We start from the raw sequence: 11,861 nt of genomic DNA, 5'->3' as shown, positions 1-11,861 counted from the left end.
AAGCGCACCCGCGGGAGCAGCGCGCAGCGGTGCCGGGGTTGATTATGTGCCTTTAGGCGTCGTACCGTCGCCATCCGTGCGCAGCCACCTGACGGTGATTCACGTTAAAGCGCTAATCACGAAGGCTCATGATTCGCCATTGGCGCTGTTCGGCTACCTGGCGAAGGGTGTCGTCCGGGTCAACGGCTACCGGATGATCAACCTCTTCAAGCAGTGGCAGGTCATTATGTGAGTCGCTGTAGAACCAGGCGCCGTCCAGCGTAAAATCCTTGTCTTCTAACCATTCATGCAAACGAGTAATTTTGCCTTCCCGGTAACTGGGGATGCCGGAGACGCGCCCGGTATAGCGACCATTCTCCATTTCCGGATTAACCGCGATCAAATAATCAACGCCCAAGCGCTCAGCAATGGGTGCGGTAATAAAATGGTTGGTCGCGGTCACAATAAGCAGCGTGTCGCCCCGGGTGCGGTGCCGCGCCAATAACTCTTCGGCCTTGGAAAGAATATGCGGTTCTATCTTGCTGGCCATAAATTGCTGATGCCAAGCCGCTAACTGTTCGGGCGTGTTATCCGCTAACGGCTTAAGCGCCACTTCCAGAAACGCCGCCATATCCAGCGTGCCCGCCTTGTAATCGGCCATAAAACGCTCATTGGCTTCGCGATAGGCGACGGGGTCTACGGCGCCTTGCTCGAGCAAAAACTCACCCCATGCATGATCGCTGTCGATGGATATCAGCGTATTATCCAGATCGAAAATAGCCAGGCTCACGGCGCTCCCCTTATGGTCGATTATCGTTTGAAAGTTATAGGTATGAACGGCAAAACAAAGGGGCGGATTATCGCAGAGTCCTTGGTTCTTTCCCACCCGGGCCGCGCACGCGTTCACGACTTGGCGTTATATTGTATTGATACGCTTGTCACCCTTGTGGAAAAATGGGGATAACTGAAAATTTAATAAGGTGATGTCCGTGATCGACGCTGACGGCTTTCGCCCCAATGTTGGCATTATCATTGCCAACAGCCAGGGGCAGCTGCTTTGGGCGCGTCGTGTAGGACAGAATGCGTGGCAGTTTCCCCAGGGAGGCATTAACGCAAGCGAAACACCGCAACAGGCTCTTTTTCGTGAGCTTTTTGAGGAAATCGGCCTAACCGCCGATGATGTTGATATTATCGCCTGTACCCGGGGATGGCTGCGCTACCGTCTACCACGACGCATGATTCGTACCCATTCACGGCCAGTGTGTATTGGCCAAAAACAGAAATGGTATTTGCTTAGAATTCGCTGTCAGGAAAATCGAATTTGTATGACGGCAACGCCCAAACCTGAATTCGATGGTTGGCGGTGGGTGAGCTATTGGTACCCACTCGGGCAAGTGGTACCGTTCAAACGAGAGGTGTATCGGCGCGCGCTAAGAGAGCTTTCTCCCCGCGTTCAGCGCTTGGCACAAGATGATGAAAAATAACGTGCTCCACGGCTCTGGATGAGCGGTGAAAGTCTGTCGAAAAGATCCTCAGCGAGGCAAACAATGTGAAAAGTAAAACGTCCATGCTTGAGGTATTGCGTCGTGTTATTCAGGAAGTAAACGGTGCACGCAACCTGGACGCCGCGCTGTCGACGATGGTGCGTCGTATCCGCAAGGCCATGCAGACCGATGTGTGCTCATTCTACCTTTATGATAAAGAGCTTGAATCGCTCGTTTTAATGGAAACGATTGGTCTGCGTACTCAAGCGGTAGGGCGCGTTGTGCTACCGTTAGGGGAAGGGTTGGTGGGCCAAGTGGCCAAGCGCAGCGAGCCCTTGAACCTGGAAGATGCACGGCTTCACCCTCATTTTCGCTATTTTGAATCGACCGGTGAAGAACGCTATTCCAGTTTTCTAGGCGTGCCGATTATTCACCAGCGCCATATGCTGGGTGTGCTGGTTGTTCAGCAGGCTGAAAAACGCCGCTATGATGATCAAGATGAAGCCTTCCTGGTCACCATGGCCGCTCAGTTGGCAGGCGTGCTGGCTCATGCGCTGGCAACGGGTAACCTTGCGCGGCCTGCCTTACCGGGCGGGCAGACCATGTTTAAAGGGGTCGCAGCGTCGCCCGGTGTTGCCATGGGCGAGGTGGTCGTTATTACGCCACCGGCTGACCTTAATAGCGTTCCAGACCTTATTCCCAATAATGAAGCGTATGAAATTGCGCGTTTAAAAGAGGCGATCGGTAAAACTCGCGATGAAATTCGTGCAGCGGCCGAGCGTCTAGTCAACCGAATCTCCTCCCAGGAGCTGGCGCTTTTTGATGTTTACCAGCAGATGTTGGGTGAAGCAGCCCTTTCTGAAGAGGTTGAAAAGCGTATTCGTGAAGGGCAGTGGGCGCCGGGTGCGCTTGCCGATGTAGTGCGACGCCACGTTCAATATCTGGAGCGGGTAGATGACGATTATCTCCGCGAGCGCGCTGCGGATATTCGTGATTTAGGCCGCCGGGTATTGGCCCATTTGCAAGAGGGAGCGCCCTCAACGCCTGAAACCTACCCCGATAACGCCATTTTAGTGGGCGATGAAATTAGTGTCGCCATGTTGGGTGAAGTGCCGCGAGAGAAGCTCAAAGGGTTGGTTTCTGTGCGAGGTTCAGGTACATCGCACGTTGCCATTGTCGCCCGTGCTATGGGGATCCCCACGGTGCTGGGCATGATGGATTTACCCTTGCCACGCTTAAGTGGCGCACCGGTTGTGTTGGACGGTCACCGTGGGCGGCTGTTTGTTCGTCCATCGGCTGAGCTGACGTCGCGCTATGAAAGCTTAATTGCGGATGAACAAGCGTTAAGCGAGCTTCTGGAGCATGAGCAGGACCTGCCCAGTACGACCCCGGATGGCCATGAAATGCCGCTGATGGTCAATACGGGGCTGGCGGTAGATGCCACCACACTGCTCAAAAGCCGTATTGCGGGTGTTGGGCTTTATCGTACGGAAGTGCCGTTTATGATTACGGAGCGCTTCCCTGGCGAACAAGAGCAGATGCGCATGTATCGCGAGCAGCTGGAAGGGTTTGCGCCCTTGCCCGTGGTGATGCGTACGCTGGATATTGGGGGCGATAAAGACCTGCCTTACTTCCCCATTGAAGAGGCCAATCCTTTTCTAGGCTGGCGCGGGATGCGGGTAACGCTGGATCATCCAGAAGTGCTCATGGTGCAGCTGCGTGCCATGCTGAAGGCTTCTCATGGGTTAAACAACCTCTCTGTGCTTTTCCCGATGATTACCAATGTCGAGGAAGTGGATGAGGCGCTGCGACTATTGGACCGCGCGATTATTGAACTGGGGGAAGAGGACATCATCATAAAGCGTCCCAAAGTGGGCGTGATGATTGAGGTGCCAGCGACTATTTATCAAATGGATGCGCTGGCAAAGCGGGTCGACTTTTTCTCTGTGGGCAGTAACGATCTCACCCAGTATTTGCTGGCGGTTGACCGTAACAATGCACGGGTTTCCAGTCTTTATGATGCAATGCATCCGGCACTTTTAGGCGCCCTGCAGGAACTTTCCCAGGATGCCAAGCGGCTTAATAAACCCATTTCGTTATGCGGCGAATTAGCCGGTGACCCCGCGGGTGCGCTGTTATTAATGGCCATGGGGTTTAACACGCTTTCAATGAACGCCCCCAGTTTACCCAAAGTGCGTGCGGCCATTCGGCGCGTGACACTTCATGATGCCAAAGCACTGCTGGCTGAGATCATGGGCCTGGACACGCCTTTCCAGGTACACGAGCATCTCAATAAGCGCATGGACGAGTGGCAGCTTTCGCACCTGTTACCTCCACGCGATTAACGCTGCTGCCTCACGATATGGCCAGGGTCGTTTCGCCTTTGAAACGACCCATGGGCCCAAAGCGTTGCTCGGTGATGTTTATATGGCCTTGGTGATCAAGCGTTAACCAGCTTGTGGCGCGAGTGCCGTAAGTCTCGCCCAGAATAAACGCGGCAGAAAGCCTTCGCTCTAGCGCAAGCTCAACCCCTGTCTTGGGTAGCTGGGCGTCCGGCGCTCGTTGAGTGTTATGCAGCGCTTGGCCCAACGGAGAGCGCCAGTTATCCGGCGAGCTTTGCGCTAGTGCTTCTCGCACGCTTTGCACTTTTGGCCAAGGAGTGTTCAATTCCGCATTGGAAAGGCCATGCACGCCGGGCGGCACATCGCTGAGCGTAATGCCGTGCTGGCCATGATGGAGATACCAAAGCCGGTCTGTGGTGGCGACTAACAAATTAAACCCTGCGTAGCGGTGAGCTTTATGGTGAGCAAGGTCGGTTAGCCACTGCTCAATATTGCTGCACTGGAGCGCATTGGCGACAAGTTCGCCCCGGCTGGGTGCATCGAGAGGTGTCGTCACCGCAAGGTCGCGTACATTGGTAAGCGCCGCGACTCTACCGCCTCGTGTGGCAGCAAGCCATGAGCCGCCTGCTTCAAGGTCACGCCCGCCTAAAAGGGAGGGGGCGTCATCCCAATAGCCTAAAGGCGCCGTTGGCCGGACATGAAGTTCATCACGATTACCTGCCAAGCGTAAGGGCAGCGCTGTGCCAGGTTGCCAGGCGAATGCCATCAAGCACATAGAGAGTCCTCAGCATTGGTCATTATCGACAAGCTCAGCATGACAGCTTAAGGGCATAGTCGTACACTTGTGCGATTAACGTAACACTCATCACCTCATCGGGGTGAATTGTCTCTAGCCAATCAGGAAGGCGCGAACGCATGCAACGCAATCGCGAAGAGCATTTCTGGAACATCATCGTTTGGCCTACTCTCTGGCCAATGTTACTTATTCAGGCCGCGCTAGTCGTGCTGTGCATGCTGGTTGGGCTCGCCGTTTGGTGGATGTCGCCTACGCGCCATGGAGTATCACCTTGTGGGTGGCGCTTGCACTGCTATTGGGCAGCTCCATGAATGTATCCGCCTTTCTGATGCTGGTTAAAGTACGTACAAAACAGAAAGAAGCCTATTTTATGCAGGAGCTGGACGAGCTTGAACGGCATAGTGAGTCGCTTCGGTATAGTGTCTTGCAAATGTTGCCTGACAAAAAGCACACCGTACCTGAACTCAACAGGGCGCCTGTTCGACCGCTGAGACGCCTGGCCCAAATGAATGAAATGTTTTCAGGGCTTGGGCGCTATATTGAAAGCGCTCAGCGATCACGCCACCCCACCGAGCAAGTAAAAGAAGACCAGGCACTGTTGGATGATATTCATCATCAACAACAGCAGCTAAAGCGGCTTGTTGCCGGACGTGACCGGGCGCGAGAAGAGTCACGTTTAAAATCAGGTTATTTAACACTGCTTCAGCGTGAAACTGATGACTTGGATGAGCAGTTAGGACGCATCCTGGAGAGTGACGAGTGTTCGCAGTGTCGCCGTCAGGTCGTGGATATCCGCGAGCACTTGGCTGATGTGCGCACGTTGCTGACCAATCTGGTTTATCAACGTGTTAATGAGAACGACGTGACACCTGCCAATACAGTACCAAACCACGTTTTACGCGTTCTTGTGGTTGATGATGGTCCGGTTAACCTGATGCTGGCGCGGCAAATGCTGGAAGTTCACGAGTTAGAGGTCGAGGGCGTAAGCAGTGGCGAGCAAGCGCTTGAGCGCCAACAATCTACCTCGTTTGATTTAGTCTTTATGGATATTTTTATGCCTACTCTTGATGGCTTGGAAACCACCCGGCGCTGGCGGGCTTATGAACAGGCAAGCGGAAAGCGCCCTAGCATCCTGATTGCGCTAACGGCCAATGCGGACAACGCAGGCATTGCCGAATGCAAAAAAGCAGGCATGAATGACTTGCTCACCAAGCCTTATCAACCTGAAAAATTACTGGGAATGATTTCCAAATGGCTGCCCGATAGCCCACACAAGGCACCTGGCCAATGAGTGTGATGACTATCTTGTTGGGTTACTTAGCCTTGGGCGCGGCGGCAGGTACGATGGCGGGGCTTTTTGGTGTCGGTGGCGGGCTTATTATCGTTCCGGTACTGGTTTTTGCATTTGGCCTGCAAAACATACCGCCTGAGATCACCATGCATCTTGCCGTAGGCACGTCGTTGGCCACTATTGTCATCACCGGGGCCTCCTCTGCGTTGGGGCATTTTCGTCAAGGAAGTGTTTATCGCCCCTGGTTTTTAGCGCTACTCCCGGGTTTGATGGTGGGCGCCATTGGCGGCGTGTTTATTGCGGGGAGTCTCTCGGGCGGCGTATTGGGCACGCTCTTTGGCATCTTTGTTCTGCTGTTAGCAACCAAGATGGTTTTTGGTCTATCGCCCAAGCCTGGCTCTATTGCCCCAGGCAAATTTGCGATGGTCGTGGCCGGCGGTATAGTAGGCGCCATATCCGCTTTATTTGGCATCGGCGGCGGCGCAATGACGGTACCATGGTTGTCTCGGTGTGGAGCTACCATGACACAAGCCGTAGGTACCTCTGCTGCATGCGGGCTGCCTATCGCATTAGTGGGTGCCATTACCTTTATGGTAATGGGGTGGGGGCATCCGCTGTTGCCTAACTGGGCTACCGGGTTTGTGATGTGGCCTGCTTTTTTCGGCATTGTCGTCACCAGCGTACCGTTTGCGCGTGTTGGCGTTCGCCTGGCCCATGTGTTACCTGCGCATGTATTAAGGTTGTGTTTTGCGCTGCTGTTGGCTGTGGTCGGTCTACGCTTCGTTTTGGCTTAATTAGGGTTTGTACGAAAAGTCGCTGAGCGAAGGCCAGGCAAGGCAAAAATCAGCGAAAAAACGGACCGAGCTCGCGTACGAGTTTACATGTGTAAATGAGTATTTTGATCGGACTCGCGCACGAGCTGATTTTTAACGCCGCATGGCCGAGCGCAAGCAGTTTTCGTGCAAAGCCTAGTGTAGTAATGGTCTAAGTGACTTTCTTCCTCTTCCTCCGTAATTAGAGTATTTCAATGATGAATTACCCAGCAATTGACCCTGTGGTGTTCTCCCTTGGGCCGCTTCAAGTGCATTGGTACGGCCTTATGTATGTCGTGGGGTTTATCGCCGCGTGGTGGTTGGGCTGTCGGCGAGCTTCTCGGATAGGGCTTACTAAAGACGATATTGGTGACCTGATCTTCTACTGTGCAATAGGTGTGGTCGCTGGTGGACGGCTGGGGTATGCACTTTTTTACGGCTTAGGACAGTGGTCGGCTGACCCTCTATGGATCTTCCGTGTGTGGGACGGCGGCATGAGCTTTCATGGCGGATTGCTCGGTGTGCTGTTGGCAGCCTGGTGGTTTGCACGCCGCAAGCAGCTTGCCTTTTTTACCCTGACGGATTTTATTGCCCCACTGGTACCCATTGGCTTGGGCGCTGGTCGAGTAGGCAACTTTATTAACCATGAGCTTCCCGGACGAGTAACATCGTTGCCGTGGGGAATGCCGTTCCCCGGGATGGGGCCAGAGCCACGCCATCCCTCAGCGCTTTACGAAGCCCTGCTTGAGGGGTTGGTGCTGTTTGTGATTTTGTGGTGGGTATCTGCCAAGCCCCGCGCGCGAGGGTTCATTTCAGGGCTGTTTTTACTCGGCTACGGCGCATTCCGCTTCCTGGTGGAATTTGTCCGCATGCCCGACGCGCATATTGGCTATCTTGCATTCGGATGGGTCACCATGGGAATGTTGCTGACGGTGCCCATGATCGCACTAGGATTAGTCCTTATGGCATGGTCACGCTCGCAACCGGTGGATGCCAAGGTTTAAACGTTAGTAGTGAAGTAAGTGCCAAAGCAACGACGCGTTACACCCGAAGAATCAAAAGGTTAGATGGATTTGTAGCGCGTGGTAAGCGCAGCGCACCCGCGAGAGCGCCGCGCAGCGGTGCAGGGGTAAGGGTGCAAGGGTAAAGGAGGTGCCAAGGCGAATGAGGTGCCCATGGGCGTCGTTCCGCCGCCTCCCGCGGGTGCCTTGCCGTTCGTTCCTCACGGCGCGTTACCACGCGCTACATCTGAATAATCAAAGCGTTAGGTGAAATTGTAGCGCGTGGTAAGCGCAGCGCACCCGCGGAAGCACCGCGCAGCGGTGCCAAGTGCAGAAAGGTGCCAAGATGCAAAGAGGTACCCATGGGCGTCGTTCCGCCGCCTCCCGCGGGTGCCTTGCCGTTCGTTCCTCACGGCGCGTTACCACGCGCTACATTTGAATAATCAAAACGTTAGATGAATTTGTAGCGCGTGGTAAGCGCAGCGCACCCGCGGGAGCACCGCGCAGCGGTGCCAAGTGCAGAGAGGTGCCAAGATGCAGAGAGGTACCCATGGGCGTCGTTCCGCCGCCTCCCGCGGGTGCCTTGCCGTTTGTTCCTCACGACGCGTTACCACGCGCTACAGTCGCATAATCAAAGCGTTAGATGAATTTGTAGCGCGTGGTAAGCGCAGCGCACCCGCGAGAGCACCGCGCAGCGGTGCCAAGGCGAACGAGGTGCCCAGCGGGCGTCGTTCCGCCGCCTCCCGCGGGTGCCCTCACGGCGCGTTACCACGCGCTACATTTAAATAATCAAAGCGTTAGATGAATTTGTAGCGTGTGGTAAGCGCAGCGCACCCGCGAGAGCACCGCGTAGCGGTGCCAAGTGCAGTAAAGGTGCCAAGATGCAGAGAGGTGCCAAAGCGAACGAGGTGTCCAACGGGCGTCGTTCCGCCGCCTCCCGCGGGTGCCTTGCCGTTCGTTCCTCACGGCGCGTTACCACGCGCTACAGTTGCATAATCAAAGCGTTAGAGGAATTTGTAGCGCGTGGTAAGCGCAGCGCACCCGCGGAAGCACCGCGCAGCGGTGCCAAGTGCAGAAAGGTGCCAAGATGCAGTGAGGTACCAACGGGCGTCGTCCCGCCGCCTCCCGCGGGTGCCTTGCCGTTCGTTCCTCACGACGCGTTACCACGCGTTACATCTAAATAATCAAAGCATTAGATGAATTTGTAGCGCGTGGTAAGCGCAGCGCACCCGCGAGAGCACCGCGCAGCGGTGCCAAGTGCAGAAAGGTGCCAAGATGCAGTGAGGTACCAATGGGCGTCGTTCCGCCGCCTCCCGCGGGTGCCTTGCCGTTCGTCCCTCACGGCGCGTTACCACGCGCTACATTTGAATAATCAAAACGTTAGCTAATTTGTAGCGCGTGGTAAGCGCAGCGCACCCGCGAGAGCACCGCGTAGCGGTGCCAAGTGCAGAAAGGTGCCAAGATGCAGTGAGGTACCAATGGGCGTCGTTCCGCCGCCTCCCGCGGGTGCCTTGCCGTTCGTCCCTCACGGCGCGTTACCACGCGCTACATCTAAATAATCAAAGCGTTAGGTGAATTTGTGGCGCGTGGTAAGCGCAGCGATGCAGGGATGAAGAGATGCCAGAGGGCGTTATTCCACAAGGCTTGCGAATGCTTCATCAGCCATTAACCCCTCGCGCTAGACCCTCGCAGCCAAGCGGCCTAGAATACGCCTCTATATAGCCTGCAATTTTGGAAACTCTGTGACTGTTACCACGCCTACATCAAATATGACGATGAATGCCAGCGCTCAACCTGCGCTTGAACAGCCGTATTTGGATCTAATGCGCACTGTGTTGGAACATGGCGTTGACCGCAACGACCGTACCGGGGTGGGCACACGCTCGGTGTTTGGCCATCAAATGCGGTTTGATTTATCACGCGGCTTTCCACTGATAACGACGAAAAAACTGCATTTGCGCTCTATTATCCATGAGCTCTTGTGGTTTCTGAAAGGCGATACCAATATTGCCTATTTACAGCAAAACGGTGTACGCATTTGGGACGAGTGGGCTGATGAACACGGCAATCTTGGCCCTGTTTATGGCTATCAATGGCGCAGCTGGCCCGACCCTAAAGGAGGCAGCGTCGACCAAATTGCCAACGTATTGAAGCAAATTCGTACCACACCACAGTCGCGCCGGTTGATAGTCTCCGCCTGGAATCCTGCTCAGGTTGATGAAATGAAACTGCCGCCTTGCCACTGTCTGTTTCAGTTCTATGTAGCAAATGGGCGCCTTTCCTGCCAACTTTACCAGCGCAGTGCCGATATTTTTCTTGGCGTACCGTTCAATATTGCAAGCTACGCGCTACTGTTGGCGATGGTGGCACAGGTAACGGGGCTTGAGCCGGGAGAGTTTATTCATACGCTGGGGGATGCACATCTCTATAGCAACCATTTTGAGCAAGCGGAAGAGCAGCTCACGCGTGAGCCGAAAGTACCGCCACGGTTGGTGCTGAATCCTGAGGTGAGTGACCTATTTGCATTTACCTTTGATGATATCCACATCGAAGCGTATGACGCCCATCCCCATATAAAAGCCAAGGTAGCGGTATGAGCCTTACCAGCAATGAATTTGAACCTTTAGTCCCTGTTGCCATGATTGTAGCAATGTCCAAAAACCGTGTTATTGGTGTGGATGGTAAGCTGCCTTGGCATCTTCCGGAAGATCTTAAATTCTTCAAACGTATGACTCAGGCGAAACCGTTGGTGATGGGACGCAAAACGTATGCCTCCATTGGCAAGCCGCTGCCGAATCGCCTTAATATAGTCGTAACGCATAATAAAGAGTTCGCACCCGATGGTGTTCGAGTCTGCCACGACTTGCCCGCTGCTTTGGCTCTGGCAGACCAGCAGGCAACGATTGATGCGGCTGAAGAAATTATGGTGATGGGGGGAGGAGAGATTTACCGCCAAGCGCTACCATTCGCACAGCGGCTTTACATCACAGAAGTGGATGTTGAAGTGGAAGGTGATGCTGCGTTCCCCGAATTGGCAGCAGATGAGTGGCGGGAAGTACAGCGTGTGGCTGGAATGCCTTCTGATGGCAAGCCGGCGTACGATTTTGTAGTTTATGAGCGCACTGCTGACTAAAAAAGGTCAAAGGAGAAGGTATGGCCGCCAGCGTAATGCAGTTATTAGACAGCCTGGAGTCGCGCCTTGAGCAGGCTCAAAGGGAGTTGCAAGCCCTGCGGTGGGAGAACGCGCAGTTAAAAGAGCAGCTCGCAGCGCAAGCAGTTACGCTGCAACAAACGCTCGCCGATCCCAGTGCGTTGAGTCAAAAAGCAAACACGGATGGCGTGCATGAAGTCACAGGACAAGTGGCGCTGGCTCAGCCTGCGGTTGAACCAAATCCCGAGGCCGATGAGGCTGAAGCCCTGGCTACTCATGAAACGCAGCCACCGTCGCCTCATGCCCTTCTAAAAGAGTGGTATCAGCGTTATCCGAATACCTTTTTCAAAGGCCACACGAAGCCCTTAAAAGTCGGTATTCATCAAGACCTAGCAGCGCGTGAGCCCTGGTCAGGAAAGCTGATTCGCCGCGCCTTGGCTAATTACGTGAATTTACCGCGTTATTTGAAATCGGTACGGGAAGGGGGGGAGCGTATTGACCTGGATGGCCAGTTGGCCGGAAAGGTAGATAAAGAGGCAGCTTTGCACGCCGCGGAGAAACGTAAGGCGAAACAAAAAGGAGTAGAGACAACAGAGCGTGTACAGCGCACGCCACAAAGAAAGCCTTTAGAAAAAAAGAGTGCCCACCTGTCAACACCGGCGATAACGACGCACACCCTCCAGGCCAAGGGTGAAGAGGCGGATAAGGTTAGGCAAGAGAAGCCGTTAAGCATGGAAGATAAATTAAAAGACCTGCAACAAAGGTTCAAAGCGCGCTGAGACCTGATTACGCTGGTGGGGTTCCTTGAAATTGCTTATTTCATAAAAAAACACTGTTTTTTTTATTGCGTTAAGTGAAATCCCGGTATAGAGTTTGACGTGCGAGCATTGGACTATAACAAGGTTTGTTCGAGGACGTGCCACATACCACTGGGAAAAACCAGAGGATGAGAAAACGAGCACGGCCCGCAAGCCAACTGCTGAAGGCCTATATAAGCCCGGCAGC

Annotated in this window: 10 protein-coding genes; 8 read left to right on the top strand and 2 right to left on the bottom strand. The window is 54.3% G+C overall.

Annotated features, from left to right (window positions below):
• Positions 1-112: 112 nt before the first annotated feature.
• Positions 113-769: an HAD family hydrolase gene (locus ACT3TJ_RS09000; RefSeq protein WP_193057425.1), complete on the bottom strand. Its 657-nt coding sequence runs from the start codon at positions 767-769 to the stop codon at positions 113-115.
• Positions 770-968: 199 nt separating this feature from the next.
• Here ACT3TJ_RS09000 and ACT3TJ_RS08995 point away from each other — a divergent pair, with 199 nt between their 5' ends.
• Together ACT3TJ_RS08995 and ptsP are read left to right on the top strand one after the other, a co-directional pair.
• Entirely contained in the window at positions 969-1,463 is a 495-nt protein-coding gene (locus ACT3TJ_RS08995; RefSeq protein ID WP_172116181.1) for an RNA pyrophosphohydrolase, read from the top strand.
• An 83-nt stretch (positions 1,464-1,546) separates the two neighbouring features.
• Complete coding sequence (gene ptsP / locus ACT3TJ_RS08990) at positions 1,547-3,808, top strand: phosphoenolpyruvate--protein phosphotransferase (RefSeq protein WP_193057429.1); 2,262 nt, start codon at positions 1,547-1,549, stop codon at positions 3,806-3,808.
• A 10-nt stretch (positions 3,809-3,818) separates the two neighbouring features.
• On the opposite strand, the gene ACT3TJ_RS08985 is transcribed toward ptsP, so the two are convergent.
• Positions 3,819-4,580, bottom strand: coding sequence for an NRDE family protein (locus ACT3TJ_RS08985; RefSeq protein WP_193057426.1), 762 nt, complete (start codon positions 4,578-4,580; stop codon positions 3,819-3,821).
• 181 nt (positions 4,581-4,761) lie between these two features.
• Between ACT3TJ_RS08985 and ACT3TJ_RS08980 the strand changes: the two genes are divergently transcribed.
• The 6 genes from ACT3TJ_RS08980 (at position 4,762) to ACT3TJ_RS08955 (ending at position 11,635) form a co-directional block, all read left to right on the top strand.
• Positions 4,762-5,892, top strand: a complete 1,131-nt coding sequence (locus ACT3TJ_RS08980; RefSeq protein WP_444665651.1) for a response regulator — start codon at positions 4,762-4,764, stop codon at positions 5,890-5,892.
• The gene (locus ACT3TJ_RS08975; RefSeq protein ID WP_193057428.1) at positions 5,889-6,686 is read left to right on the top strand and encodes a sulfite exporter TauE/SafE family protein; all 798 of its coding nucleotides are present in this window, start codon (positions 5,889-5,891) and stop codon (positions 6,684-6,686) included. Before ACT3TJ_RS08980 ends, ACT3TJ_RS08975 begins: the two co-directional genes overlap by 4 nt.
• Positions 6,687-6,919: 233 nt before the next feature.
• On the top strand, positions 6,920-7,708 hold the full coding sequence (gene lgt / locus ACT3TJ_RS08970; RefSeq protein ID WP_172116185.1) for a prolipoprotein diacylglyceryl transferase: 789 nt from the start codon (positions 6,920-6,922) through the stop codon (positions 7,706-7,708).
• A 1,766-nt stretch (positions 7,709-9,474) separates the two neighbouring features.
• A complete protein-coding gene (locus ACT3TJ_RS08965) occupies positions 9,475-10,302 on the top strand; it encodes a thymidylate synthase (RefSeq protein ID WP_444665653.1) in 828 nt (275 codons plus the stop codon).
• On the top strand, positions 10,299-10,838 hold the full coding sequence (locus ACT3TJ_RS08960) for a dihydrofolate reductase (protein WP_444665649.1): 540 nt from the start codon (positions 10,299-10,301) through the stop codon (positions 10,836-10,838). The genes ACT3TJ_RS08965 and ACT3TJ_RS08960 overlap by 4 nt, the downstream gene beginning before the upstream one ends.
• A 20-nt stretch (positions 10,839-10,858) precedes the next feature.
• Complete coding sequence (locus tag ACT3TJ_RS08955) at positions 10,859-11,635, top strand: ProQ/FINO family protein (RefSeq protein WP_444665647.1); 777 nt, start codon at positions 10,859-10,861, stop codon at positions 11,633-11,635.
• Positions 11,636-11,861 lie beyond the last annotated feature (226 nt).

The sequence above is a fragment of the Halomonas sp. AOP30-A1-24 genome (assembly GCF_052378165.1).
GTDB lineage: Bacteria > Pseudomonadota > Gammaproteobacteria > Pseudomonadales > Halomonadaceae > Vreelandella > Vreelandella citrativorans.
Note: the sequence above shows the minus strand (reverse complement) of the source record. Positions and strands in the feature narration are given on the sequence as shown.

Coding starts and splice junctions, on each gene's coding strand:
- ACT3TJ_RS08975 (WP_193057428.1), top strand. CDS start 5,889: ATGAGTGTGATGACTATCTTGTTGGGTTACTTAGCCTTGGGCGCGGCG.
- lgt (WP_172116185.1), top strand. CDS start 6,920: ATGATGAATTACCCAGCAATTGACCCTGTGGTGTTCTCCCTTGGGCCG.
- ACT3TJ_RS08965 (WP_444665653.1), top strand. CDS start 9,475: ATGACGATGAATGCCAGCGCTCAACCTGCGCTTGAACAGCCGTATTTG.
- ACT3TJ_RS08955 (WP_444665647.1), top strand. CDS start 10,859: ATGGCCGCCAGCGTAATGCAGTTATTAGACAGCCTGGAGTCGCGCCTT.
- ptsP (WP_193057429.1), top strand. CDS start 1,547: ATGCTTGAGGTATTGCGTCGTGTTATTCAGGAAGTAAACGGTGCACGC.
- ACT3TJ_RS08985 (WP_193057426.1), bottom strand. CDS start 4,580: ATGTGCTTGATGGCATTCGCCTGGCAACCTGGCACAGCGCTGCCCTTA.
- ACT3TJ_RS08960 (WP_444665649.1), top strand. CDS start 10,299: ATGAGCCTTACCAGCAATGAATTTGAACCTTTAGTCCCTGTTGCCATG.